Below are 26,618 nucleotides of genomic sequence, written 5' to 3'. Positions count from 1 at the left end.
CGGAAAACCGGTCAAGCGAGTGCGAATTGGTCCGCTCGACTTTCCGGGAACTGGTCTGTCCGGCCTGTGGCGACGCCGGTTTGACTGGGATGCGAAGTCCACCGGCCATACCGACCTGGCCTTTTCGCGATGAGGATTCCGATGCCAGAAGTTCCGCCACCGCCCCCGTTCGCCGTCCGGATCGGCGCCGCAGCGCTGCCGGCGCACGACCCGCTGGAGCTGTACAGCCGGCTGGGCCGGCGCCACGGGCCGGGCGAGGTGTACCTGCTGGAGAGCCTGACCGACACCGGCCACCCCGGCGGGCCCGCCATGGTCGGCTACGGGCGGCTGGCCGAGATCAGGCTGTACGACACCTACCTGGAGATCGACGGCATGCCCGAGCTGCGCGCCGCGCTGCGCTCCGTGGCCGCGGACCTGGGCCTCCCGGCGACCCCGGGAGAGGGCCTGGACCGGCTGGACCCGGGAGACGCAACCGTGGTGTGGGAGCTGCTGCGCAGGACCCAGGGCCTGTTCGCCGTGGACCGAGAGCGGGCTCCGGCCGGGTTCGGCTTCGGCTTCCTCGCCAACCTGGCCTACGACGCGGCCTGGCACATGGACGAGCTGCCCGCGCGTACCCGGCCGGCGCAGCGCCCGGACGCGGTGTTCACCCTCTTCAGGGACTGTGTGCGCTTCGACGACCCCGAGCGGCCGCTCCTGCTGAGCGCGCAGTGCGCCGCGTTCGGTACGGCCGGTGGTGCGGATGTGGCGGCCGCGGCCCGGGAGGCCGCCCAGGCGCCACCGGCGCAGGCCTGCCCGCCCGCCGCCCGCCCGCAGTCGGTGCGCGACACCGTCGAGCGCGACACCTTTCTCGGCTGGGTGCGGCGCTGCCTGGAGCACATCGGGGTCGGCGACATCTACCAGATTCAGGTGGGCCACCGGATCGACGTGTGCACTGCGCTGACCCCCGAGCAGGTGTACCGGCGGCTGCGCTCGCGCAACCCCTCGCCGCACATGTACCTGCTGCCCAACGCGGGCGGCACGCTGATCGGCGCCAGCCCCGAGCTGCTGTTCCGGATCGAGGACGAGCGGATCGTGATGCGCCCGATCGCCGGCACCACCCGCCGCGACGGCGACCCGGAGGCCAACGAGCGGCGGATCAAGGAGCTGCTGGCCAGCCCGAAGGAGCAGGCCGAGCACATCATGCTGGTCGACCTGGCGCGCAACGACCTCAGCCGGGTGTGCCGTCCGCACTCGCTGACGGAGGAGGGCCTGATGACGGTGGAGACCTTCTCGCACGTCTTCCACCTGGTCTCGACGGTCTCCGCCCGCCTGGAGCCGCAGGCGGACGTGTGGCGCTCGCTCTGCGCGACGTTCCCGGCCGGCACCATGACCGGCGCGCCGAAGCTGCGCGCAATGGAGCTCATCCAGGACATCGAGCACGAGCCGCGCGGCGCTTACGCGGGCGCGGTCGGGCTGATCGACGTCGGCGGCTGGAGCGAGCTGGCGCTGTGCATCCGCACCGTCTCCCACCACAGCGGGGTGTACTCGGTGCAGGCGTCGGCGGGAGTGGTGGCCGACTCGACGCCGGAGGCGGAGTGGAACGAGACCCTGGCGAAACTGGGCGCCGGGTACTGGGCGTTGACCGGTGAGGAGCTGACGGCGTGAAGGTCCTGCTGGTGGACGCGAGGGACAGCTTCGTCCACATCATCGACCAGTACCTGCGCTCGCTGGGCGCGCAGACCGAGGTCGTGCGCGCCCACACCCGCACCCCCGGGCAACTGGCCGCATCCGCCCCGGACGCAATCCTGCTCGGCCCGGGCCCGGGACACCCGGCGGCCTCCGGCCACGTCGAGCTGGTGCACGCCTTCGCCGGGCGGATCCCACTGCTCGGCGTGTGCCTGGGGCACCAGGCGATCGCGCTGGCCTTCGGCGGCCGGGTGGAGGTGGCGGGCCGGCTGATGCACGGGCGGACCAGCACGGTGACGCACGATGGCCGGGGCGTCTTCGCCGGGCTGGGCAACAGTCTGACCGCAACCAGGTACCACTCGCTGGTCGTGGCGCAGCCGCTGCCCGAGGAGCTGGAGCTGACCGCGCTCGCCGCGGACGACGGCTACGTGATGGGATTGCGGCACCGCAGCCTGCCGGTGGAGGGGCTGCAGTTCCACCCGGAGAGCATCACTACCACCGGTGGGATGCGGCTGCTGGAGAACTTCCTGGCGGCTGGGGCTCGCTCCTGAGAACAGATTCCGGACAGCCGGTCAGGCGCAGCTGCGGCGGCGCCCGGCCGGCTGTTCGGCGCAGGCCTCGCCGAGGGTGCGCAGGACCTCCGTGACCGCCGAGCGCGGGAGGTTGGAGTAGCCGAGCACCAGGGCCGGGGCGTCCGGGCGCGGGCGGTGGTGGAACAGCCGCCCGCCCTGGACCAGTACCGAGCGGCGCAGCGCGGCCGCCACCAAGCGGGCCTCGTCCACGTGGTCGGGCAGGCGCAGGTAGGCATGCAGTCCCATGGCGGTGCCCAGGATCCGGGTGCCGGGCAGGAAGCGCTGGACGGCGAGTTCGAGGCTCTCGCGGCGGCCGCGCAGGTGAGCACGCTGGGCGCGCAGGTGGCGGTCGAACAGTCCGGAGCGCATCAGTTCGGCGAGAGCGAGCTGGGTGAGCACGTCGGAGCCGAGGTCCCGCCGGGAGCGGACCCGTTCCAACGGGGCGAGCAGGCGGCGGGGCACGGCGAGCCAGCCCAGCCGCAGGCCGGGGGCCAGGGATTTGCTGGCCGTGCCGCCGTAGAGGGTGCGTTCGGGTAGCAGGCGTTGCAGGGCGGGGACGCGCACGCCGCGGGCGAGCCAGAGGTCGCCGTCGTAGTCGTCCTCGATGACCCAGCCGTCGACGTCCCTGGCCCATCGGGCCAGCGACTCGCGGCGTTCGGCGGTGAGCGCCGCGCCGGTGGGGAACTGGTGGGCGGGGGTGACCAGGACTGCCCGTAGCCCGGAGCGGTACAGCGCGGCCACGTCGATGCCGTCGCCGTCCACCGGGACGGCGTGCGGGCGCAGCCCGGTCTCACGGACGAACTGGCGCTGGCGCAGGTGGCAGGGGTCCTCCATGCCGAGCGCGTCGATGCCCAACTCCGGCAGGACGGCGCAGACCAGGCCGAGCGCGTGGGCGAAACCGGACACCACCACGACCTGTTCGGGCGTGGTGTGCACGCCGTGGACCCGGCCGAGGTAGCCGGCCAGTTCGGCGCGCAGTTCGGGCACCCCGGAGGGCGAGGGGTAGCCGAGGTCGCGCCGGGAGGCGCCACGCACGGCGTTCTGGTAGCAAGCCAGCCATTCGCGCTGCGGGAAGCTCGGCAGGCCGGCGGTGCCGGTGCGCAGGTCCCAGCGCACCGGTGGGGCGGGGTCCTCGCGCAGCAGGGTGGGCGGGGGCGAGGCGGCGGTGGGGCGAGCGGCCACCCGGGTGCCGGAGCCGGGCGTGGCCTCCAGGTAGCCCTCGGCCATCAGTTGCCCGTAGGCCTCCACCACGACGCTGCGCGAGACGCCGAGGTCCTCGGCAAGCTGGCGGCTGGAGGGCAGTCTCGTGCCGGGCAGCAGGACCGCCTCGGTGATCTCGCGCCGCAGTGTGCCCTGGATCTGGGCGGTGAGGGAGGGTCCGGCTTTCCGTGAGACCTCGATCAGCGTGTGCCAAGTCATCGGTACTCCCTTTGGGGAATTGTCGTGGAAAAGCGGTCCGAGGGAGCAGCGGTCAATTGGTCTGGTGGCACGCGGATTTCCGACGGAAGAATTCCCGATGCGGGGCCGAACGGCCCGGCAGACGAAACCGGAATCCGATATCAGGTGAGGAACTCATGGTGGGAATCAATCAGAGGACGTGGCCGGGGCTGCTGACCGCGCTGCTGGCCGGGACCGATCTGGATGCCGCCGACACCTCGTGGGCGATGGACCGGGTGATGCGCGGCCAGACGGGCCCGGCGCAGCTGGCCGGCTTCCTGGTGGCGCTGCGGGCCAAGGGCGAGACCGCGCGAGAGCTGGCCGGACTGGTCGCCTGCGCGCGCAGCCACGCGGTGGCGCTGAGCGTACCGGGGCCTGTCGTGGACATCGTGGGCACCGGCGGGGACGGGGCGCGTACGGTGAACGTGTCCACCATGTCGGCGATCGTGGCTGCGGCGGCCGGGGCACGGGTGGTCAAGCACGGCAACCGTTCGGCGTCCTCCGCGTCGGGTTCGGCCGATGTGCTGGAGCAGCTCGGCGTGGGCCTGGAGTCCTCGCCCGAGGAGGTGGTGCGCTCGGTGCGGGAGGTGGGCATCGGTTTCTGCTTCGCCCCGGCGTTCAATCCGGCGTTCCGCCACGCCTCGGCCGTGCGGCGGGAGTTGGCGGTGCCGACGGTGTTCAATGCGCTGGGCCCGCTGACCAATCCGGCCGACCCGGGCGCGCTGGCGGTCGGGGTCGCGGACCCCCGGCTGGGGCCGCTGATCGCGGAGTTCCTGGCCGAGCGGGGGGTGAGCGCGCTGGTGTTCCGGGGGGACGACGGCCTGGACGAGCTGACCGTCACCGGCTCCTCCACGATCTGGTCGACGCACGGCGGACAGGTCGAGTGCGAGCGCCTGGACCCGCGTCGGCTGGGAATCGCGCTCGCGGATCGCGGCGCGCTGCGCGGCGGCGACGCGGCGCACAACGCCGCCGTAGCACGCTCGGTGCTGGGCGGCGAGCGCGGTCCGGTGCGCGACGCGGTCCTGCTGTCCGCGGCGGCCGGGCTGGCCGCCCTGGAGCCGTCGCACCAGCCGGTCGCCGACCGCTTGGCGGCTACGCTGGCGCGGGCCGCCGAAGTGGTCGACTCGGGGGCCGCTGCGGCCCTGCTGGATCACTGGGTGACCGTCAGTGCGCCGCGGACGACGGTGTCCTGATCGCGGCGCCGTCCACGGGCCGGGCGGTGCGGCGGATGCGCTCCAGGGCCGCGCACACCCCGGCCCGCACGGCCTGCCCGGCCCGTTCGTGGATACCCACTCCCCACACCGGGCGGCCGTCCACCAGAAGTTCGCAGCAGGCGACGACCGCCTGGGTGCGGCCGCCTGCCTTGTGGAGGTCCAGGTGCCCGAGCCGAGCGGTGCCGCCGGCGGCGGCGAGCAGCGAGCGGGCCTGTTCGGCCCACTCCCCCTCAGCCGTCGGCCCGTCCTCGTCGAAGCGGTCCGTCACGGTGGCCGATTCGGCCTCGTCGGGCGCCTGGCCGGGCGCGACATAGGTCTTCTCGAAGGTGCGCCAGAGCTCGGCGGAGTCGACCTCACCCCCGATCTGCTCGCAGACGCGCTGCATGACGGTGGCGAAGTCGATCTGCAGCCGGCGCGGCAGGTCGATGCCGTACTCACGGCGCATCAGGTGAGCGACGCCGCCCTTGCCGGACTGGGTGTTGATCCGGATCAGCGCCTGGTAGTCGCGCCCGATGTCCCGCGGGTCGACAGGCAGGTAGGGCACCTGCCAGGGCTCGTCAGGGTCGCCGGTACGGGCGGCCAAGCCCTTGCTGATGGCGTCCTGGTGGGCGCCGGCGAAGGAGGTGTAGACGAAGTCGCCCGCCCAGGGCTGGCGCACCGGAACGGGCAGGCGGTTGACGTCCTCCACCACGCGGCGGATGCCGTCGAGGTCGCGCAGGTCGAGCATCGGGTCGACGCCCTGGGAGAAGAGGTTCATGGCGAGCGTCACCAGGCAGACGTTGCCGGAGCGTTCGCCGTTGCCGAACAGGGTGCCCTCGACCCGGTCGGCGCCGGCGAGGACGGCCAGTTCGGCGGCCGCCACCCCGCTGCCGCGGTCGTTGTGGGGGTGGACGGACAGCAGGGTACGCTCGCGGTGCGCCAGGTTGCGGTGCATGTACTCGATGCGGTCGGCGAACTCGTGCGGCGGGAAGACCTCGACGGTGGCCGGCAGGTTGACGCGCAGGGTGTGGTCGGCCCGGGGCGCCCAGAAGTCCAGGACGGCGTTGCACAGTTCGAGCGCGTACTCGGGCTCGGTCTGGGTCCAGGACTCCGGGGCGTACTGGAGGTAGAGCTCGGTGCCGGGCAGCGAATCCTGCAGGCGCAGCGCCTCCTGGGCGCCGCGCAGGGCGAGGTCCAGGGTCTCCTGGCGGTCCATCCGCAACACGAGCCGGCGCTGCAGTTCGGAGGTCGGGTTGAAGACCTGCAGCACGGCCCGGCGGGCGCCGCGCAGCGAGTCCACGGTGCGTTCCAGGAAGCCGTCCCGGATCGGTGCCATGACCTGGACGACCACGTCCTGGGGGATCGCGCCGGTCTCGATGATCCGACGCACGAAGTCGTGGTCGTCCCGGGAGGCGGTCGGGTAGCCGACCTCGATCTCTTTGAAGCCCAGGGCGACCAGCAGGTCGAACATGCGCTGCTTACGGTCCACCCCCATGGGGTCGATCAGGGCCTGGTTGCCGTCGCGCAGGTCGACGCTGCACCACAGCGGGGCGCGGTCGAGGGTGCGATCGGGCCAAGTGCGGCCGGTGAGGCCGATCGGTCGGTAGGGGCGGTACTTGTGCACCGGCATCGGGCTGGGGAGCTGGCGTCCGCAGTCGGATCTGCCGGTGCTTCCTGTGCCGTGCATGCTTTGCGTCATCGTCATCTCCACTGTCACCACGCGACCTCAGGGCAGAGGGAAGCGCCGCGACCGATGGCGGAACGGTCGCGACGCTTCCGGTCAGTTGGAGCTGGCCCGGCCGGCGGCCGGGCGCCGACCGGGACGGCGGCGCTCAGCCGCGGGGCCTTAGTTCGAGCGTGCAGCACTTGACGCTGCCGCCCGCCTTGAGGAGTTCGGTCAGGTCGACGCCGATCGGCTCGAAGCCGCGCTCGCGCAGCTGCCCGGCCAAGCCGGTGGCGGCCTCGGGCAACACGACGTGCCGACCGTCGCTGATCGCGTTGAGGCCGAACACGGCCGCGTCGGCGGGCTCGGCGAGCAGGGCGTCGGGGTAGAGGCGGCGCAGCACGGCGAGGCTTCCGGCGGAGAAGGCGGCCGGGTTGTACATGATCTCGTCGCCGTCGAGCACGGCCAGGGCGGTGTCCAGGTGGTAGAAGCGCGGGTCGACCAGTTCCAGGCCGACGACGGGGCGGCCGAAGAACTCCTGGGCCTCGGCGTGGCCCTCCAGGGTGCTGCGGAAGCCCCAGCCGGCGAGCACGTGGCTGTCGGTGACGAGGAAGTCGCCCTCGCCCTCGTTGACGTACTGCGGCTCGTGCAGCTCGGTGTAGCCGCGCGCGCGGAACCAGTCCAGGTAGGCGGGGCCCTCGGCGACCCGCTCCTGGTGGCGGAAGCGTGCGCCGAACACCTTGCCGTCGACCACGGTGGCGCCGTTGGCGGCGTACACCATGTCGGGCAGGCCGGGGATCGGCTCGATCAGCTCGATGGTGTGCCCGAGCTCCAGGAAGAGATCGTGCAGCCGCTCCCACTGGGCGACGGCGAGCGAGGTGTCGGTCGGCTTGGCGGGTTGCATCCACGGGTTGATGGAGTAGCTGACGTCGTAGTGGGTCGGGCGGCACATCAGGAAGTTCCGGGGGCGGGCGTGTCGGGTGACGGCACCGCGGGGCGCGGCTGCGTTCATCGGTGACTCCTCGGTTGGGTGGCAGACCAGGTGCCGTAGCGTCGGCTTCCGTACAACAGCGGGTCGTCGTCTGCGAGTCGGATTACTTGGATGACCTCGCCGAAGACCATCCGCCGCTCCCCGACCACCACGATCTGGGTGATGCGGCAGTCGGCGACGGCGTGCGCGGCCTCGGTGAGGTGGGGGCCGGCGGCGTACTCGGGCATGCTCCACTCGGTGGAGTCGAAGCGGTCCGGGGCGCCGGAGGCGAACAGCTCGGCGGCCGAACGGCCCTGGGCATGCAGCAGGTTGACGGTGAAGGCGTCCGATTCCAGGGCCGCCCGCAGGGTCGGACTCTCGGCCCGCATGCCGACGGCCAGGGTGGGCGGGTCCACGCTGACGCTGCACAGCGCCGAACAGGTCATGCCCCAGGGGCGGCCGTCGCGGTCGACCGCGGTGACGATGGCGACCCCGGTCGGGAAGCCGGCCATCAGCGACCGGAACTCCTCGGGCGAACTCGGCGGGGCGGTACGGATGGTGTCAGGGTTTGCGACGACTTCCATGAGACTCACCGCTCGACTTGTTGGAGGATCGGTTCGGCGGCCACCGGCGCACGGGTCCCGATCCGGTCGGCCAGCCACAGCAGTGGCCCGCTCAGCCCCGTGGTGATCAGCGCCATGATGACGAGCGCGACGTAGAGCGCCGGCGGCAGGAGGCCCGCGCTGTACCCGATCTGCAGGATCACGATCTCGGTGAGACCGCGGGTGTTCATGAGCGCGGCCAGCTTGAACGAGGAGATCGGCGGCTGGTCGCCGGCCCGGGCACCGAGGTAGCTGCCCACGAGCTTTCCGGCCAGCGCGAGGGCGGTGGCGACGATGGTGGCCGACCAGGAGAACGCTCCGCCGGGGGCGGCCGCCAGGGTGGTCCCGGCGGTCAGGAACAGCACCGGCAGCAGGCCGCGGCCCAGCTTGCCGAGCAGGTCGGCCGACCTGGTCCAGGGGCCGAGGCCGCCGTCCGGCGGCAGCGCCAGGCCGACCATGACGGCTCCGAACACGTCGCTCAGGCCCAGGTCCTGGGTCAGCCGGGCGGCGCCGAGGGCGAGCAGGCCCACCGCCAGCACCGCCGCCCTCGGGTAGCCGCAGGCCGCCCGGTCCACCGCCGGGGTGCCGGCCAGGCGGCGCAGGGCAAGCGCGGCCATCGCCCCGCCCAGTACCACCAGGACGGCGCGCAGCGGGCCGTCGCCACCCTTGTGCAGGCCGATCGCCAGGGTGAGCAGGACCCAGGTGACGGCGTCGATGAGGACGGCGGAGGCCATCGAGAGCCGGCCCTCCTCGGTGTGCTCCATGCCGCGGTCGCGCAGGATGCCGGCGAGCACCGGCACGGCGGTGACCGCCAGTGCGATCGCGAGCATCAACACGAAGGCGGGTGTGCCGGAGTCCCCGCGCAGGTGCGGGCCTCCCCCGCCGGCGATGATCCAGGCCGCGAGCAGGGCGCCGGCGCCCATCGGGACCAGGATCGACCCGGCCGACAGCCAGGCCAGCGCCCGTCTGGGCAGGCGGTGGCCGCCGCCGCGGATCTCGTGGGCGGCGCCGACCAGGAACAGGCAGAGGCCGAGGTGCCCGAGTTCCTTGAACAGGTCCCAGCCGGGCGACTGGGTGCCCCAGTGCACCCGGGAGCTCAGCAGGGCGCCCAGCGCCAGACAGGCCGCGATCTCCCCGACCACGGCCGGCTGGCCCAGCGCCTTGGCCGCCCGACGGCCCAGCAGGGCGCCGGGGACCAGCACGAGGACCACCAGGGCCGGCTCGATGAACGTACTCGCCAACACGAATGCTCTCCCTGTCTCCACGGACGGTCAGTGCCGCTGGGCGAGGTACTCGTACTGGCTGGGCAGGCGCCTGACGAGATCCTGCGCCTGGTCCTTGAGCTGCTGGAACTCCTTGGCGGCGGCGGTGGAGTCCATCAGCGACATCGCCGGGACGGCCTTGATCGGGATGCCGCCGAGGCCGAGCAGCATGGCGAGGTAGGAGTACGCCTCGAAGCCGTGGTAGTGCGGGTAGATGGTGTCGCTGGTCGGCGGCTTGACCTGCCACTGCTCCAGCCGCTCGGCCAGGCCGTCGGGGATGACGCGGGTCTTGGCGTCGCGCCAGTAGGCGTTGTCGTCGCGGGCCGCGCCCTTGTAGTGCAGGACCAGGAACTCGCGGACGCCGTCGAGGGTGTGGGCCATCGCGCTGTTGTAGGACTTGCGCAGCTGCGGGTCCCAGTCGGCGTTCGGGAAGTGCTTGACCAGCTGCTCGATGCCTCGCTGGATGAAGAAGATGCCGGTGGACTCCAGCGGCTCGACGAAGCCGCTGGACAGGCCGATCGCCACGCAGTTGTTGACCCAGGCGTTGCGGGTGCGCCCGACCCGCATCTTGATGTGGTTGGCCTCCAGGTCCTCGGCGTCGGGGCCGACGAACTCGCGCAGGGTGCGCTCGGCCTCCTCGGGGGTGGTGTAGTCGGAGGCGTAGACGTAGCCGGTGCCCAGGCGGCCGAACAGCGGGATGCTCCAGATCCAGCCGGCCTCCTGGGCGGTGGCGGTGGTGGCCGGGCGCAGGCCGCGCTTGGCCATGTCCACCGGCACGCGCAGGGCGACGGCGCGGTCGTTGGGCAGGGTGTCCTGGTAGGAGATGAACGGCTCTTCGAGGGCCTGGTTGATCAGCAGGCCGCGGAAGCCGGAGCAGTCGATGAACAGGTCGCCGGACAGGTCGCCGTGCTCGCGGGTGCGCAGGTGGCTGATCCAGCCGCGGTCGTCACGGACGACCTCCAGCACGTCGTCCTCGATATGAACGGCGCCGCGCTCGATGGCGTACTCGGAGAGGAAGTCGGCGAGCAGCGAGGCGTCGAACTGGTAGGCGTAGGGGAACTGGGTGGCCTGCTCGGACAGCGTGGTGCGCGAGGCGTTGCCGTCCTTGGGGCGCTCGACGAACTCCTGCTCGAACAGGGTGCCGTCCAGGTAGCGGGGGGAGCGCTCGTTGTCGCAGATCGAGGTCATCAGGAAGGTGTCCTGGTCGAACCGGTCACTGGGCCGGTCCTTGAGCCACCAGTCGGTGAGCGGGAAGCCGTCGACGACCCGCAGCCGCTCGAAGGGGTGGTAGAAGTAGTGGCCCTTGCGCCGCCAGTTCTCGAACCTGATGCCGAGCTTGTAGGTGGCGTTGGTGCGCGGCATCCACTCCTCCTCGGGCAGGCCGAGGTAGTCGAAGAAGTGCCGCACGGTGCTGAAGGTCGCCTCGCCGACGCCGATGGTCTTGATCCGCTTGGACTCGACCAGGGTGACCGAGACGTTCGGGCCGAAGGTGGCGCGCAGGTACGCGGCGGTCATCCATCCGGACGTCCCGCCACCGACTATGACGATCTTGTTGGGCATGGGTACTCCTTGGCTGTCGTTGTGAAGGGATGGGGCGGCGGTCAGGCGAGCGGGACGTCGTGCATCCAGCCGTGCGCATCGGGCGCGGTGCCCTGCTGGACGGAGGTCAGCAGTTCGGCGAGGCGGGCGGTGAGCGGGCCGGTGCGGCCGTCGCCGATGACCCAGGAGCCGTCGGCGGTGGCGACCTCGTTGACCGGGCTGACCCGGGCCGCGGTGCCGCAGGCGAACACCTCGGTGATCTCGCCGGAGACGCAGCCGGCGCGCCAGGCGTCCAGGCTGAGCGGCTCCTCGGCGGCCGGGATGCCCAGGTCGGCGGCGAGGTCCAGCAGGGAGGCCCGGGTGACGCCGGGCAGCAGGGTGCCGGTGAGCGGCGGGGTGGTCAGCCGGGTGCCGGCGCCGGAGCCGTGGACGAAGAAGAGGTTCATCCCGCCCATCTCCTCCACCCAGCGGTGCTCCGCCGAGTCGAGCCAGACCACCTGGTCGCAGCCCTTGGCCTTGGCCTGTTCCTGGGCCAGCAGGCTGCCCGCGTAATTGCCGGCGCACTTGGCCGCGCCGGTGCCGCCGGCCGCGGCGCGGGAGAACTCCTCGGTGACCCAGACCCGCACCGGCTTCTGGTCCCGGCCGAAGTAGGCCTCGGTGACGAAGGCCATCAACAGGAAGCGGTACTGCCGGGCGGGGCGCAGCGCGAGGGTGCGCTCGCTGCCGTAGAGCAGCGGACGCAGGTAGAGGCTCATCTCGGGGTCGTCGGGCAGCCAGTCCTGGTCCTGGCGGGTCAGCTCGTCGAGGGCGGCGACGAAGAGGTCCTGCGGCATCTCGGGCATCATCAGCCGCCGGGCGGAGTCCTGGAAGCGGCGGGCGTGGGCCTCGGGGCGGAAGATGCGGATCGCCCCATCGGGTGCCCTGAAGGCCTTGACGCCTTCGAAGACGACCTGCCCGTAGTGCAGGCCGACCATCGCCGGGTCCATCAGCAGTGGTTCGTAGGGCTGCAGTTGGGCGCTGTGCCAGCCCTGTTCGGCGTCCCACTCGACGGAGACCAGGTGTTCGGTCAGGGCCGAGCCGAAGGCGGCGGAGCGGGTGCGCTCGAGCCGTTCGGCGACGGGCAGCGGGTGCTCCAGGGGTTTTCTCTCGATGCGCGGGGACACTCGGCCTCCTGTGGACGGTCTTCGGGTGGGGCCGGCCCCGGCCGGGTGCGGCCGGCCGGGGCGGGGTCGGGCCGAGGGGCCCGGCGGGAAGGGCCCGCAAGGGAAGGGCCCGGATGGTGGGGGTCAGACCAGCGGGGCGAAGAAGAAGGTGTCCCGGCGCTGGAAGAGGCCCTCGGGGGTGAGCGTGAAGAAGTCGGCGAACTCCAGGGAGACGTCCTTGCCGTCCTTGAGCCGCCCCTCGAAGACCCCGGAGACGGTGACCCGGTCGTCCTGGGCGGTGAGCGAGGTGATGGTGTGCCGGCCGGACTCGATCACCCGCTGCCCGGTGTAGAAGGCCCGCAGGCCGTCGTGGCCGCGCATCGGGTCGTAGCCGGGGCGCCGGTAGACCGCGTCCGGGGCGAACAGGGCGATCAGGCCCTCCACGTCCTGGGCGTCCACCAGCTCGTAGTAGGTGCGCACCTGCTCGGTGCCTGCCGTCCGTTCAGTGCTCATGCGTCACCGTGTCCGTTCCCGGCCATCGCGACCAGCGTCGTGCGCTTGCCCGTGTACGGCCGGCGGCCGTGCGAGACCAGCAGGTTGTTGACCATCAGGAGGTCGCCCTCGACCCACGGGAAGGCGTAGGCGCTGTCCTCGAAGGCCTGGCGGACCAGGTCCAGCTCCTCGTCCGGAATGGGCGTGCCGTCGCCGTAGTAGGCGCCGCGCGGCATGTCCTCGGGGTCGAACATCTCCTCCAGCGCCTCGCGGGTCTCCTTGGGCAGGTTGGAGGAGTGGAAGAGGTGGGCCTGGTTGAACCAGGACTCCTCGCCGGTGCGCGGGTCGGTGATCAGCGCGGGTCGGCGGTGGCGGGTGCGCAGGCCGTCCTCCGTCCAGGTCCACTCGATGCCGTGCGAGCGGCAGTACTCCTCGACCTTGGCGCGGTCCTCGGTCTGGTAGGACTCCTGCCAGGTCAGGCCCATGCCCTCGCGGTAGGCGCGGGTGTACAGGACGCCCTTGGCGCGGAAGCGGCCCACCAGGGAGGCGGGCAGGCGCCGGGCCACCGCGCGGCTGTCGGCGAGCGGGGTCTCGCCGCCGGTCTCAGCGGCCACGGTGCTGGCGAAGAACAGCCAGAGCGGGTAGCCGTCGGAGTATGCGCTCTCGTTGTGCTGGACGATGGTCTGCGCCGCCGGGTACTCCGTCGAGGTGTACACGTTGCCGCTGACCTGCGTGCGCGGCGTGGACCGCTCGTTGTAGGTGAGCAGTTCGCCGCCGATGCGGCCGGCCACCTCGTTGAGCAGGGCGGCCTCGTGCACGACCCCGCGGACCAGGACCGCGCCGTACGTCGCGAGCGCGTCCATCAGGTGCGGGCGGTGCTCGGTCGCCCACTGGGCGATGTCCAGTCCGCCCGCGGCCGGGCGGTAGACCACCACGGCCGTGTCTGCGTTGCCCTCGACCCGGCCGGTACAGGGGCCGAGCACCGCCGACTCCGGCGGCAGCGTCCCGTTCATGTTGTCTCCTCCACGCGTGGTACGGCCGGGCGGGTCAGGCCCCCATGGCCTCGATCAGGCTCTTCGGGCGCATGTCGGTCCAGTTCTTCTCGACGAATTCCAGGCATTCCTGGCGGGCGGCCGGACCGAATTCCCGGTGCCAGCCGCCGGGAACCTCGGCGAAGGTCGGCCAGAGCGAGTGCTGGCCCTCGTCGTTGACCAGCACCAGGTATTCGGAATCGTCGTTCTCGAACGGGTTGGACATGGTTCTCCCCTTTGTCGCATTCGGTGGTCGGGATTTCCGCCGGGCAGGCTTTTTCGCACCCGCTGGAACCGGCGGTTTTTGAACCGCAGTCTGAAACTAGCGGGCGGGATTCAGCAGGTCACGCAGCTCGGCCAGGAAGCTCTCGGCCAGTTTCGCGATGGTCTCCGCGCGGTGCAGTTCGGTCGAGTACCGCCAGGTGACCGTGAACCGGTTCCCGTTCGCCGCGGCGGCGATGTCGATCAGGTGCGGGCGCCGGCCGCGCTCGCTCTGCTGGTCGGCGATCGGCAGCACGGCCCTGAACGGGCCGTCCTGCCGCCCCCCACCAGGTGTTTCCTCGAACCGCCCGAGGTAGTTGAAGATCACCTCGGGCGACGCCCCGGCGGCCGGGTCGCCGGCCTCGGAGTACCGGGCGAGCGCTCCGCGGCCGATGCCGCGCCCCGGGACGGCCCGCAGCAGGCTCGCCGCGGCCCGCACCCGGGCCTTCGGGTCGGCCGTGGCCGGCGCCGGCAGCCGGACCGGGTAGATGGTGGTGAACCAGCCGACGGTGCGCGCGACGTCGCAGCCGTCGAGTTCGCTGTCGCGGCCGTGCCCCTCCAGGTCGACCAGGATTCCGGAGCCCCCGGACCAGCCGGTCAGGGCCGCCCCGAGCGCCGCCACCAGAATTTCCTCGGTGCGCGCCCGGTATTGGCCCGGGGCGGTCCGCAGGAGTTTCGCGGTCTCCGCCTCGTCCAATTCGGCCGAAATATCCGCCTCCGACGATACCGTATTACCACCGGCGTGATCCAGGGGTATTGCCGGGGATTCTCCGGCGGCGATTTGCGCCCAGTACGGGCGCTCGTCCTCCAGCGCCCCGCCCGCGACGTGCTCGCGCAGCGCGCTCACCCAGCCGGTGTAGGAGGTGGCGACCGGCTCCAGGTGGACGGGCTCGCCCGCCACCGCCTGCCGGTAGGCGCTCGCCAGGTCGTCTAGCAGGACCCGCCAGGACACCGCGTCCACCACCAGGTGGTGCGAGATCAGCAGCAGCCGGGACGGGCGGGACGGGCCGCCGTCCAGGTGCACCGCCCGGAAGACCGGGCCGGCCGTCAGGTCCAGTGAGCGCTGCGCGGCCCTGACCCGGGCGGCCTCCTCGGCCGCCAGGGCGTCCGCCGGCACCGCCGACAGGTCCACCCGCTCCAGCGGCGCCGCCTGCTCCGGGGCCACCGGCTGCTGGCGCCGCTCGGCCCCGTCGCCGGTGAAGCGCATCCGCAGTGCCTCGTGGTGCGCCGTCAGACCGGCCACCGCCGCCGCGAGCGCCTCGGGCCGCACGTCCTCGGCCAGTTCCAGCTGGACGGACATGTTGTAGTGGCCGGGCTCCTCGCGGTAGCGCTCGAAGAACCACTGCTGGACCGGGGCCAGCGGCGCCGGGCCGGTGGCGGGGGCCGGCGCCGCGGCGGATCCGGCCGGCTGCTCGGGCGACTTCTCGGCCAGCAGCTGGGCCAGGGCGCGGACGCTGCCGCCCCTGAAGACGTCCTTCGAGCTGACCGTCAGCCCGGCCCGGCGCAGCCGGGCGACCAGCTGGATGCTCAGGATCGAGTCGCCGCCGAGGTCGAAGAAGCTGTCCGTCACGCCGACCCGCTCCAGGCCGAGCAGGTCGGCGAAGACGCCGGCGATCAGCCGCTCGGCCTCGTCCCGCGGGCTCTCGGCGGCCGGCTCGGGGGCGGTGGCGGACGGGTCGGGCAGGGCCCGGCGGTCCACCTTGCCGTTGACGGTCAGCGGCAGCTCGGGCAGCACCGTGAACAGCGCCGGGACCATGTAGTCAGGCAGTACCGCGGCCGCGAACTCGCGCAGCGCCTCCACGGCCGGCTCGCTCTCGCCCGGGCGGGGCGCGGCGTAGGCGGCCAGGCGCAGCCCGCCCGGCCCGTCGACGGCGACCACCGAGACCTGACCGACCCCGGGCGCTGCGGTCAACGCCGCTTCCACCTCGCCCAGTTCGATCCGGTGGGCGCGGATCTTGACCTGGTCGTCGGTGCGGCCCAGGTATTCCAGGACGCCGTCGCGGTCGCGGCGCACCAGGTCGCCGGTGCGGTACATCCGCGCGCCGGGCGCGCCGTGGGGGTCGGCGACGAAGCGCTCCGCGCTCAGGCCCGGACGGCCGAGGTAGCCGCGGGCCAACTGGGCGCCGGCGACGTACAGTTCACCGGCCACGCTGGTGGGCACCGGGCGCAGCAGGGCGTCCAGCACGTAGGCGCGCATGTTCCACAGCGGGGTGCCGATGGCGACGGCGCCGTCCTGGTCGGCCTCGCCGGGTGCCAGGCGGTGGACGACGCAGCCGACGGTGGCCTCGGTGGGACCGTACTCGTTGACGACGGCGGCGCCCGGGTGCTTGGCCCGCCAGTGGGCCAGTGTGGTGCCGAGCAGCTGCTCACCGCCGACCACCAGGTCGCCCTCGGGGAGCACGCCCTCGGGCAGGGCCTCCAGCAGCGGGAGGTGGCTGGGGGTGGCCTTGACGAAGGTGGGCACCGGGCGCCGGCCCTGCCAGCGCTTCGGGTCGAGTTCGTCGAGGTCGCCGACGTAGAGGGTGCCGCCGAAGGCGAGCGGGGCGAACAGGGTGGTGACGGTGAGGTCGAAGGAGACTGAGGAGTGCAGCAGGGCGCCGCCCCGGATGCCCGGGTAGGTGTGGTCGCACCAGTACAGGTAGTTCACCAGGCCGGTGTGCGGCACCACGACGCCCTTGGGGGTGCCGGTGGAGCCCGAGGTGTAGATGACGTAGGCCGGGTGCTGCGGGAGCAGCGGCCCGCCGCGCTCGGTGTCGGTGAGGTTGTCGGCCGCGTGGGCGGCCAGAGCCTCTCGGACCTCGGGCGCGTCCAGCGCCAGGTGCGCCGTGCCGGGTGCGGGTTCGGCCGGGAGGGCGTCGTCGGTGGCGGTGATCAGGCAGACGGGTCGGGCGTCGCGCAGCAGGGTGGCGATCCGCTCGGCCGGGTACTGCGGGTCCACCGGCAGGTAGGCGGCGCCGGCCTTGTGCACGGCGTACAGGGCGGTGAGCAGGGCGGCCGTGCGGGGCATCGCGACGGCCACCACGGTCTCCGGGCCGGCGCCGAGCGTGCGCAGGTGCCGGGCCAGGCGGTTGGCGCGGGCGTTGAGTTCGGCGTAGCTCAGCTCGTCGTCGTCGGCCGCGACGGCGAGGGCGTCGGGTGTGCGCAGGACCTGGGCCTCGAACAGCTCGGGGGCGGTGCAGGTGGGCAGGGTCCGCTCGGGGCCGGACTGGCGGGCGGTGATCTCCTCCTGCTCGGCCTTGGTGAGCAGCGGCAGTTCGGCCGTGGCCCGGGCGGGCTCGGCGGTGACCCGGCAGGCCAGTTCCTCGAGGTGGCCGACCAGCCGGGCCATGGTCCGCGGGTCGAAGAGGTCGGTGCTGTACTCCAGCGAGCCGCACAGCGCGCCGTCCTCCTCCCAGAAGTTGAGGGTGAGGTCGAAGAGCGAGAAGTCGCGGGCGAACGGCTGCTCGGACAGCTCCAGCCCGTGCATCCGCATCGGCTCGGAGGGCGTGTTCTGGTAGGCCACCAGGGCCTGGACGAGCGGGGAGCGGCTGAGGTCGCGTTCGGTGACGACGGCGTCGACGACCCGCTCGAAGGGCACTTCGGCGTGCGCGAACGCCTCCAGGACGGTGTCGCGCACGGCGCCGAGGTGCTCGGCGAAGGAGCGGGTCTCGTCCACGTCGGTGCGCAGCGCCAGGGTGTTGACGAAGAAGCCGATGAGGCCTTCGACCTCCGCGCGCTCGCGTCCGGAGCTGAGGGTGCCGAGGGTGAGGTCGCGCTGGCCGCTCCAGCGGGAGAGCACCAGCGAGCTGAGGGCGGTGACGGCCATGAACAGGGTCGCGCCGTGCTCCTGCGCGGTGCGGGCCATGCCTTCGGTGGCCCGGGGAGAGAGCCGGAAGGTGTGCAGGGCGCCGGCCGAGGTGCGCACCGGCGGGCGGGGGCGGTCGGTGGGCAGTTCCAGGGCCTGGACGCCGGCCAATTTGGCGGACCAGTAGGACAGTTGCTCGTCCAGGACGGCGCCGGCCAGGTGCTCGCGCTGCCAGAGCGCGAAGTCCGCGTACTGCACCGCCAGGGGCGCGAGGCCGGCCTTGGCCGGCACCTGCTCGGGCTGCGCCGTCGGGTCGCTGTCCAGTGCGGCGCCGTACAGGGCGCCGAGCTCGCCGGAGATGACGCCCATGGACCAGCCGTCGGTGACGATGTGGTGCAGCGTCAGGGCGAGGACGTGTTCGTGCTCGCCCAGGCGCACCAGCAGGGCCCGCAGCAGCGGTCCGGTGCGCAGGTCGAAGGGGCGGGCCACCTCGGCGCGCAGCAGTTCCTCGACCCGGTCGGTGTCGTCGGCGGCGTCGACCACCGGCACCGGTACGGTGAACGGCTCGCCGACGACCTGCACGGCCTCGCCGTCGGCGACGGCGAAGGTGGTGCGCAGCACCTCGTGCCGGACCACCAGCGCGGACAGGGCCAGCGACAGTGCCCCCAGGTCGAGTTCGCCGCTCAGCCGCAGCACTCCGCCGGCGTTGTAGGCGGCGTTGCCGGGCTCGAACTCGTCGAGGAACCAGAGGCGTTGCTGGGCGAAGGACAGCGGCAGTGCCCGGTCGCGGCCGACCGGGACGATGCGGGCGGTGTGCCGGGCCGCGCGGCCCTGGGTCACCAGTTCGGCGAGGCCCTCGATGGTCGGGCGGTCGAAGAGCGAGCGTGCGGAGAGCTCGATCCCGAAGAGCCGGCGCAGCCGGGAGATGACCTTGATGCTCAGGATCGAGTTGCCGCCAAGCTCGAAGAAGTTGTCGGTGACCCCGACCCCGTCGAGCCCGAGCACCTGCACCCAGACGCCGGCCAGTGCCTCCTCGACCGCGTCGCGCGGGGCGATGCGCTCGTGGACGGGGACGACGGAGGGGTCCGGTGCGGGCAGGGCCGCCCGGTCCACCTTGCCGCTGCTGGTCACCGGCAGGGTGTCCAGGGCGACGACGGCGGTGGGCACCATGTAGTCGGGCAGGCTGCGGGCCAGCAGGGCGCGCAGTTCGGCGGTGGCCGGGGCCTGTGCGCCCGGCACGGCCACCACGTAGCCGACCAGTTGCTTGCCGCCGGCGCGGCCGTCCCGGGCCACCACGACGGCCTGCGCGACCGCGGGGTGGGCGGCGAGCGCGGACTCGATCTCGCCCAGTTCGATGCGGAAGCCGCGGACCTTCACCTGGTCGTCGGCGCGGCCAAGGTACTCCAGCACCCCGTCGGCGTTCCAGCGCACCAGGTCTCCGGTGCGGTACATGCGCTCGCCGGGGGCGCCGTAGGGGTCGGCGACGAAGCGCTCGGCGCTCAGGCCCGGACGGCGCAGGTAGCCGCGGGCCAGCGAGGGCCCGGTCAGGTGGAGTTCGCCGGCCACGCCGACCGGCACCGGCCGCAGCCGGCGGTCCAGGACGCGCACACCGGTGTTGTGCACCGGGCGCCCGACGACCGGGCGCGGAGACTGCTCCAGCCGGCACCACACGGTGTCCACGGTCGCCTCGGTGGGGCCGTAGAAGTTGTAGCCGGTGGTGTCGGCGGCCTCGCGCAGTTCGCGCCAGAGCGTCTCGCCGACGCCTTCGCCGCCCAGCATCAGGATCGCCGGGCGGTGCCGCGGGTCGGTCAGGAGCCCGGCGGCCAGGACCTGCTCGGCGTAGGTGGGGGTCAGGTCGAGCAGGTCGACGCGTTCGGTGGCCACGTACTCGACGATCGCCTCGGGGTCGCGCCGGGTCTCGTCGTCGATCAGGTGCAGCTCGTGGCCGGCGACCATCCAGAGCATGCCCTCCCACGAGGTGTCGAAGGAGAACACGGCGGTCAGCGCGGCCCGCATGGTGCGCCCGCCCGCGCGGGCCTGCTCGGGCCGGATGAACTCGTCGTGGTGGTTGCGGTACAGGTTGAGCAGGCCCTGATGGGTGGTCAGAACGCCCTTGGGGCGGCCGGTGGAGCCGGAGGTGTAGATCAGGTAGGCGGGGTTGGCCGGGTGCAGCGGGCGCAGCCGGTCGGCGTCGGTGGGCGCGGTGGCGGGCTGTGCGGCGACGGCCGCCCGCACTGTGGGGTCGGTGAGGTCCAGTGCGGTGCGCCCGGCCGGGGCGAGGGCTGCGCCGGCCGTCAGCACCAGGGCCGGGGCGGCGTCGTCGAGCATGAAGTCGATGCGCTCGGGGGGAAGTTCGAGGTCCACCGGGACGTAGGCGCCGCCGGCCTTGAGGACCGCGAGGACGGCCACCACCATGTCCTCGGTGCGCGGCAGGGCGAGGGCCACCAGTGCCTCGGGGCCCACTGCGTGGCCGATCAGGTGGTGCGCCAGGCGGTTGGCCCGGGCCTCCAGTTCGGCGAAGTCCAGCCGGGTGCCCGCGCAGACCAGTGCGGTGCGGTGCGGGGTCAGCCGGGCCTGGGCCTCGAACTCCTGGGGCAGGGTGGTGGCCGGGAGCCGGTCGGCGGTGCCGGACCAGGTGCCCAGCAGCAGGTCGAGCTCGGTGTCGGCGAGCATCGACAGCTCGGCCATCGGCCGTTGCGGCTCGGCCGCCAGTCGGCCGGCCAGCAGGCGCAGGTGGCCGCACAGGCGCTCGACGGTGGCGGCGTCGAAGAGGTCCGGGTTGTACTGCACGGCGGCGAGCAGGCCGCCGTCCTGCTCCCAGAAGTCGAGGTCGAGGTCGAAGAGGGACTGCTCGCGGGAGAAGATGAACTCCTCCAGGGTCACTCCGGACAGCCGCAGCTTCTCGGCCGGGGTGTTCTGCAGCGAGACCATGACCTGGGCCAGCGGGGAACGGCTGAGGTCGCGTTCGGTGACGACGGCGTCGACGACCCGCTCGAAGGGCACCTCGGCGTGCGCGAACGCCTCCAGGACGGTCTCCCGGACGGCGCCGAGGTGGTCGGCGAAGGAGCGGGTCTCGTCCACACCGGTGCGCAGGACCAGGGTGTTGACGAAGAAGCCGATCAGGTCCTCGACCTCGGCCCGCTCGCGGCCGGAGACCGAGGTGCCGAGGGCGATGTCCTGCTGGCCCGACCAGCGGGACAGCACCAGGGAGCTGAGCGCGACCAGGCTCATGAACAGCGTGCCGCCCCGTGCCCGGGCCGCGGCCGTCAGGCCGGCCGTCACCTCCGGGTCCAGCCGGCACAGGTACTGGGCGCCGGCCGAGGTGCGCACCGCCGGGCGGGGCCGGTCGGTCGGCAGCTCCAGCGCCTGCACTCCGGCCAGCTTGCCGGACCAGTACGACAGTTGCTCGTCCAGCGCGGCGCCGGCCAGGCGCTCGCGCTGCCACACGGCGAAGTCCGCGTACTGCACGGCCAGCGGCGCGAGGCCCGCCTTCGCCAGGATCTCCTCGGGCTGCGCCGCTGCGGCCTCCAGCGCGGCCCCGTACAGGGCCCCCAGCTCGCGGGCCACGACGCCCATCGACCAGCCGTCGGTGACGATGTGGTGGACCGTCAGGGCGAGGACGTGCTCGTGTTCGTCCAGGCGCACCAGCAGGGCCCGCAGCAGCGGTCCGGTGCGCAGGTCGAAGGGGCGGGCGACCTCGGCCCGCAGCAGTTCCTTGGCCCGGTCGTCGCGGTCCTGCGGGTGGGGGGCGCCGGGCAGGTCCACCACCGGCACCGGCACGGTGAACGGCGCGCCGATCAGCTGCACCGCCTCGCCGTCCACCGCGTCGAAGGTGGTCCGCAGCACCTCGTGCCGCACCACCAGGGCGGACAGCGCCACCGACAGCGCCCGTACGTCCAGCTCTCCGGTGATTCGCAGCGAGCTGCAGGTGTTGTACTCCGCGCTGTCCGGCTCGAACTCGTCCAGGAACCAGAGCCGTTGCTGCGCGAAGGACAGCGGCAGCGCCCGGTCCCGGCCGGCCGGGACGATCCGGCCCGGCCGGTCCTTGCCGCCCCCCTCCGCCAGCCGCGCCCGCATCGCGGCCCGCATGTGCTCCGGCAGCGACTCGATCAGGCGCTCACGTGCCGCGTCCATCGGGTGTCTCCTCTTCGTGTGTGCACGTCGGTTCGAGTTCGGCGGGCCCGCGGGGCCGGCGCACGAGCGTGCGCCGGTCTCGCGGTGGCCGCGCTACGGCTGGTCGGCCTGCTGTTCCAGTGCGGCCAGGAGGGCGGCCTCGACGGCTGTCGCGAGCTCCTCGACCGTGGGGTTTTCGAACAGGGTCCGGGCGGACAGGTCGACGGTGAAGGTCTCCCGGATCCGGGAGATCACCTGGATGCTGAGGATCGAGTCGCCGCCCAGGTCGAAGAAGTTCGCCTCGGCGCTGATCCGCGGCGTCTTGAGCACCTGGGCCCAGATGTCGGCGAGCAGTTCCTCGATGGGTGTGGCGGGGGCCCGGTACTCCTCCTCCGAGCCACCCGTGGTGCCCGGGGCGGGCAGGGCCCGGCGGTCCACCTTGCCGTTGGGCGTCAGCGGGAACGCCTCCAGCGCCACCAGCGCGCCCGGGACCATGTAGGCGGGCAGCCGGCGGGCCAGGAACTCCCGCAGTTGCGCCTGGTCCGGTGCGGGCGCACCGGCCTCGGGCACCAGGTACGCCACCAGCCACTTGCCGCCCGGGCCGTCCTCGCGGGCCAGCACCATCGCCTGGGCGACGCCCGGGTAGTCGGCCACGGCCGCCTCGATCTCGCCCAGTTCGATCCGCAGGCCGCGGATCTTCACCTGGAAGTCCGTCCGGGAGACGAAGTCCAGGTTGCCGTCCGGAAGCCAGCGCACCAGGTCGCCGGAGCGGTACATCCGCGAGCCGTCGGCGGCGAAGGGGTCGGCGAGGAAGCGTTCGGCCGTGATCCCGGGCCGGTTGACGTACCCGCGTCCGAGGCCCTGGCCCGCGACGTACAGCTCGCCCTCGACGCCCGGGGGCACCGGCCGCAGGGCCGGGTCCAGGACGTACACCCGGGTGCCGCCGATCGGGGTGCCGATCGGCATCGGGCCGTTCCCGGAGTAGTTGCCGTTGACGGTGAACAGCGAGGTGAACACCGTGCCCTCGGTCGGCCCGTAGCCGTTGATCACCCGGATGCCGGGCACCTGCTCGACCACCCGCACGCAGTGGGCCGGCGAGAGGGTGTCACCGCCGGACATCACCAGCCGCAGGCCGCCGAGGGCCTGGACGTCGCTGTCCACGATCTCGTGGAACAGCCCGGCGGTGATCCAGACCACCGACACCCGGGACCCGTGCAGGAACGCGCCCAGCTCGGCGGCCGACATGCTGCGGCTGGGGCTCACTGCGAGCGCCGCGCCGTTCAGCAGGGCGCTCCAGATCTCCAGCGTGCCCGCGTCGAAGGAGATGGTGGCCAGCTGCCCGACCACGTCCTCGGCGGTCAGGGCGAGCTTGGGGTCGTGGGCGACCCGCAGCACGCCCCGGTGCGGCATCACGGCGCCCTTGGGGCGCCCGGTGGAGCCGGAGGTGTAGATCACGTGCGCCAGGCTGTCCGGGTGGACGGGTACCTGCGGATCGGTCTGCGGCCGGCGCTGGACGGCGGCCACCTCCTGCGGGTCGTCCCCGAGCAGCAGCCGGACCTCCCCGGCCGGCAGCGCGCTCGCGCTCGCGGCGTCGGTGATGACCAGCTCGGCGCCGGAGTCGCTCACCATGAAGGCCAGCCGATCGGCGGGGTACTCCGGGTCCAGCGGCACGTAGCCGCCGCCGGCCTTGAGCACCGCGAGCAGGGCGACGAACAGCTCGGTGCGCCGCCCCAGGCACACCCCGACCCGGGAGTCCGGGCGGACCCCGAGCTCGATCAGGCGGTGGGCGAGCCGGTTGGCCCGCACGTCCAGCTCGCCGTACGAGACCTCCTCGTCCCCGACCACCAGGGCGATCCGGCCGGGGTCGCGGCGCACCTGCTCGGCGAAGACCGCGGTGAGCGTGGTGTCCGGCTCGGCCGGCGCCCCGCGACCCCAGTCGTCGAGGACCTGGTGGCGCTGGTCGGCGCCGAGCGGGTCGAGCCCGGCCAGGGTGGTGGAGCCGTCGGCGGCGACGACGCTCTCGGCGTGCCGGACCAGCTGGTCGCGCAGGCCCTCGACGGTGCCCTCGTCGAACATCGCCGGGTCGTACAGCAGGTCGAGGGTGAGCCCGACGCCGGTGTAGGCCGCCAGGTTGAGCGGGTAGTTGGTCGCCTCGACCGCGGTGACCTCGCTGATCCGCAGCCCGCGGCCGGCCGCCGTGTCGGTGTCGACCGGGTAGTTGGCGAAGATCACGAGCGAGTCGAACAGGGCCTGGTCGGTGGGCAGTTCGCTGACGGCCTGGATCCGGGTGAGCGGGAGGTAGTCGAAGCGCCGGGCCTCGACCTGCTCGGCCTGGAGCGCCTGCAGCCACTCCACCACACCCTGGTGCGGGTCCAGATCCACCCGCACCGGAAGGGAGTTGATGAACACGCCGATCATCTCGTCCGCACCCGGCAGCTCCACCGGACGACCCGACGTCGTCGCCCCGAACACCACGTCGGTACGACCCGAGCAGCCCGCCAGCAGCAGCGCCCACAGGCCCTGCACCACCGCGTTCACCGTCAGCCGATGCCGGCGCGCGAACCCGAACACCCGCTCCGACAGCTCCTGCGACAGCCGCACCCCGACCCGGCCGGTCGAACGGGACTGACCCGCCCGCACCACCTGACGGTCGAACGGCAGCGCCACCGGGGACTCGAACCCGGCCAGCACGGAGCGCCAGAACTCCTCCGCCACCCCCGCGTCCCGACCCCGCAACCAGCCCACCTGCGCCGCCAAACCGCGACCACCGGAGAGCAGCGGCAGCGCCGAACCCGCCGAACGCGCCGCGAAGTCGTCGAACACCAGCGACAGCACCCGCGCCAGACTCCACCCGTCCAACAGGATGTGATGGAACGTCAACAGCACACGCACCCGGCCCGGCGCCACCGTGACCAACGTCAGCCGCGCCAACGGCACCTGCCGCAGATCCAGCCCCCGCTCACGGTCGGCCGCCACCAGAGCGTCCCAACGCACCGCCTGACCGTCCCCGTCCACCGAGGACCAGTCCAACACCTCCACCGGCAGCACCACACCCCGGCGCACCACCTGCACCGGCTCCGGCACGCCCTCCCACACGACGCCCACCCGCAGCGCCTGCACCTCGTCCACCACCCGCTGCCACGACGCGGCGAACCCACCCACGTCCGACACACCATCGGCGGTGAACATCAACTGCTCGAAGTACGCCGGAGAATCGGCCTCCACCAGCGAGTGGAACAACATGCCACTCTGCATCGGCGACAGCGGCAACACCTCCTCCACCCCCCGGCCGTCTCCGACCACCAGGTCCACACCCGCCTGATCCAGCCCCGACAGCGGGAAGTCCGACGGCGTCAACCCACCCGCCCCCGGCACCCCGCAGTGCGCCACGAACTCCTCCAACGCGGCCACGAAACCCGCGGACAACCCCTCGATCACCGCAACGGAGAACACGCCCTCCTGCCAGCCCCACTCCACCAGCAGCCGACCGTCCACCACCCGGCCCACGACATCCAGGACGTAGGGGTGCGAGTCGAGCGGGCTGGTCTCGCCGTCCTGCAGGAAGCCGGTCGCCAGGAACGGCGAGTCGTCACCGGCGCCGCCCTGGCCGTCGAACTGGCCGAGGTAGTTGAAGCTCACCTGGGCCCGGGCGGAGCCCAACTCCTGTGCGGAGACGCCGAGGTAGCGCAGGGCTCCGTGCCCGATCCCGCGGCCCGGCACCGTACGGACCCGCTCCTTGACCGCCTTGACCAGCACGTCCCAGTCGCCGCCCGCCGGCAGTTCCAACGGGAACACCGAGGTGAACCAGCCCACCGTCCGCGAGACGTCCACGCCCGCGAACAGCTCCTCACGACCATGCCCCTCGACATCCACCAGCACCCGGTCCCGGCCGGTCCACTCCCCCAGCACCCGGGCCAGCACCGCCAGCAACACCTCGTTCACCCGGGTCCGGTACACCCCCGGCACCCGCTGCAACAGCGCCCGCGTCGCCTCCACCGACAAGGCGCCCGACACCACCCGCAAACCACCGGGCCGCGCCGCCGCACCCTCCACCGGCAGACCCGGCTCAACCCCCTGGCCCACACCGGACCAGTACGCCAGCTCGGAGTCGAAACCACCCGACTCCACCAGCTCCCGCAGCCGGTACGCCCACTCCTGGAACGACGCCGACTTCACGCCCAGATCCACCGCGGCACCGGACACCACCTGCCCGTACGCCACCGCCAGATCCTCCAGCAGCACCCGCCACGACACCCCGTCCACCACCAGGTGGTGCGCCACCACCACCATCCGCACCCCACCCGCACCGAGATCGGCGGTGAGGCAGCGAAGCAGCGGGCCGTCCGTGAGGTCCAGGCTGCTCTGCGCCCGGGCGACCAGGTGGTCGAACGCGGCCTGCCGCTCGTCCTCGGGCAGGGCCGTGAGGTCCTCGTGGTGCACCGGGACGGCCTCGCCGGGCTCGGCCGCCTGCTGGGTCCAGCCGGTCTCCGTGCGGTGGAAGCGCAGCCGCAGGCCGTCGTGGTGCGCGACCAGGGCGTTCAGCGCCGTGGCGAGGGCCGTGCGGTCCACCCCGTCCTTGAGGGTGGCGGTCATCGACATGTCGAAGTGGTGGGGGGCCGCCGGGTGGTGCTCGAAGAACCAGGCCTGGATGGGGGTCAGCCCGACCGGGCCGGTGATCGTCCGGGCGGGCGTGTGGTCCGCGTCGGGCTCGGGTGCCCGCTCGGCCACGGCCGCCAGGCCGCGCACTGTCGGGTGGTCGAAGAGTTCCCGGGTGCTGACCGCCAGGCCGGCGGCCCTGGCGCGGGCGACGACCTGGATGCTGAGGATCGAGTCGCCGCCCAGGTCGAAGAAGTTGTCCTCGACCCCGACCCGCTCGACACACAGCACCTGCG

The 26,618-nt window shown here is 72.8% G+C and carries 15 protein-coding genes; 3 read left to right on the top strand and 12 right to left on the bottom strand.

Annotated features, from left to right (window positions below; translation table 11 throughout):
- The first annotated feature begins 141 nt into the window (after positions 1 to 141).
- Both ACZ52R_RS32350 and ACZ52R_RS32345 read left to right on the top strand, forming a co-directional pair.
- The gene (locus tag ACZ52R_RS32350) at positions 142 to 1,644 is read left to right on the top strand and encodes an anthranilate synthase component I family protein (RefSeq protein ID WP_465664532.1); all 1,503 of its coding nucleotides are present in this window, start codon (positions 142 to 144) and stop codon (positions 1,642 to 1,644) included.
- Entirely contained in the window at positions 1,641 to 2,216 is a 576-nt protein-coding gene (locus ACZ52R_RS32345; RefSeq protein ID WP_350517895.1) for an anthranilate synthase component II, read from the top strand. The genes ACZ52R_RS32350 and ACZ52R_RS32345 overlap by 4 nt, the downstream gene beginning before the upstream one ends.
- A gap of 21 nt (positions 2,217 to 2,237) precedes the next feature.
- Here ACZ52R_RS32345 and pdxR read toward each other — a convergent pair whose 3' ends face one another.
- Complete coding sequence (gene pdxR / locus ACZ52R_RS32340) at positions 2,238 to 3,656, bottom strand: MocR-like pyridoxine biosynthesis transcription factor PdxR (RefSeq protein WP_465664531.1); 1,419 nt, start codon at positions 3,654 to 3,656, stop codon at positions 2,238 to 2,240.
- A 155-nt stretch (positions 3,657 to 3,811) separates the two neighbouring features.
- Between pdxR and trpD the strand changes: the two genes are divergently transcribed.
- A complete protein-coding gene (gene trpD, locus ACZ52R_RS32335) occupies positions 3,812 to 4,867 on the top strand; it encodes an anthranilate phosphoribosyltransferase (protein WP_465622201.1) in 1,056 nt (351 codons plus the stop codon).
- On the opposite strand, the gene ACZ52R_RS32330 is transcribed toward trpD, so the two are convergent.
- The 11 genes from ACZ52R_RS32330 to ACZ52R_RS32280 form a co-directional block, all read right to left on the bottom strand.
- Entirely contained in the window at positions 4,839 to 6,566 is a 1,728-nt protein-coding gene (locus ACZ52R_RS32330; RefSeq protein ID WP_465622203.1) for a 2-isopropylmalate synthase, read from the bottom strand. The genes trpD and ACZ52R_RS32330 overlap by 29 nt on opposite strands.
- Positions 6,567 to 6,699: 133 nt before the next feature.
- The gene (gene ddaH, locus ACZ52R_RS32325; protein WP_465622205.1) at positions 6,700 to 7,542 is read right to left on the bottom strand and encodes a dimethylargininase; all 843 of its coding nucleotides are present in this window, start codon (positions 7,540 to 7,542) and stop codon (positions 6,700 to 6,702) included.
- Complete coding sequence (locus ACZ52R_RS32320; protein ID WP_465622207.1) at positions 7,539 to 8,084, bottom strand: flavin reductase family protein; 546 nt, start codon at positions 8,082 to 8,084, stop codon at positions 7,539 to 7,541. The genes ddaH and ACZ52R_RS32320 overlap by 4 nt, the downstream gene beginning before the upstream one ends.
- Before the next feature lie 5 nt (positions 8,085 to 8,089).
- Positions 8,090 to 9,346, bottom strand: coding sequence for a cation:proton antiporter (locus ACZ52R_RS32315; RefSeq protein ID WP_465664529.1), 1,257 nt, complete (start codon positions 9,344 to 9,346; stop codon positions 8,090 to 8,092).
- Between the two features lie 27 nt (positions 9,347 to 9,373).
- On the bottom strand, positions 9,374 to 10,924 hold the full coding sequence (locus ACZ52R_RS32310; RefSeq protein WP_360507446.1) for a tryptophan halogenase family protein: 1,551 nt from the start codon (positions 10,922 to 10,924) through the stop codon (positions 9,374 to 9,376).
- 41 nt (positions 10,925 to 10,965) lie between these two features.
- On the bottom strand, positions 10,966 to 12,066 hold the full coding sequence (locus ACZ52R_RS32305) for a branched-chain amino acid aminotransferase (RefSeq protein WP_465622211.1): 1,101 nt from the start codon (positions 12,064 to 12,066) through the stop codon (positions 10,966 to 10,968).
- Positions 12,067 to 12,189: 123 nt separating this feature from the next.
- Positions 12,190 to 12,558 (bottom strand): nuclear transport factor 2 family protein, encoded by a 369-nt coding sequence (locus ACZ52R_RS32300; RefSeq protein WP_360507451.1) that lies wholly within the window; start codon positions 12,556 to 12,558, stop codon positions 12,190 to 12,192.
- Positions 12,555 to 13,550: a TauD/TfdA family dioxygenase gene (locus tag ACZ52R_RS32295; RefSeq protein ID WP_465622212.1), complete on the bottom strand. Its 996-nt coding sequence runs from the start codon at positions 13,548 to 13,550 to the stop codon at positions 12,555 to 12,557. The genes ACZ52R_RS32300 and ACZ52R_RS32295 overlap by 4 nt, the downstream gene beginning before the upstream one ends.
- A gap of 34 nt (positions 13,551 to 13,584) precedes the next feature.
- A complete protein-coding gene (locus tag ACZ52R_RS32290) occupies positions 13,585 to 13,794 on the bottom strand; it encodes an MbtH family protein (protein ID WP_350517906.1) in 210 nt (69 codons plus the stop codon).
- Positions 13,795 to 13,890: 96 nt separating this feature from the next.
- A complete protein-coding gene (locus ACZ52R_RS32285) occupies positions 13,891 to 21,747 on the bottom strand; it encodes an amino acid adenylation domain-containing protein (RefSeq protein WP_465754625.1) in 7,857 nt (2,618 codons plus the stop codon).
- A 93-nt stretch (positions 21,748 to 21,840) separates the two neighbouring features.
- Positions 21,841 to 26,618: amino acid adenylation domain-containing protein (locus ACZ52R_RS32280; RefSeq protein ID WP_465754624.1), on the bottom strand; the 4,778-nt coding region annotated here is incomplete at its 5' end.

Source organism: Kitasatospora sp. NPDC034023 (genome assembly GCF_055575795.1).
This window is presented reverse-complemented; position numbering and strand designations above follow the sequence as displayed.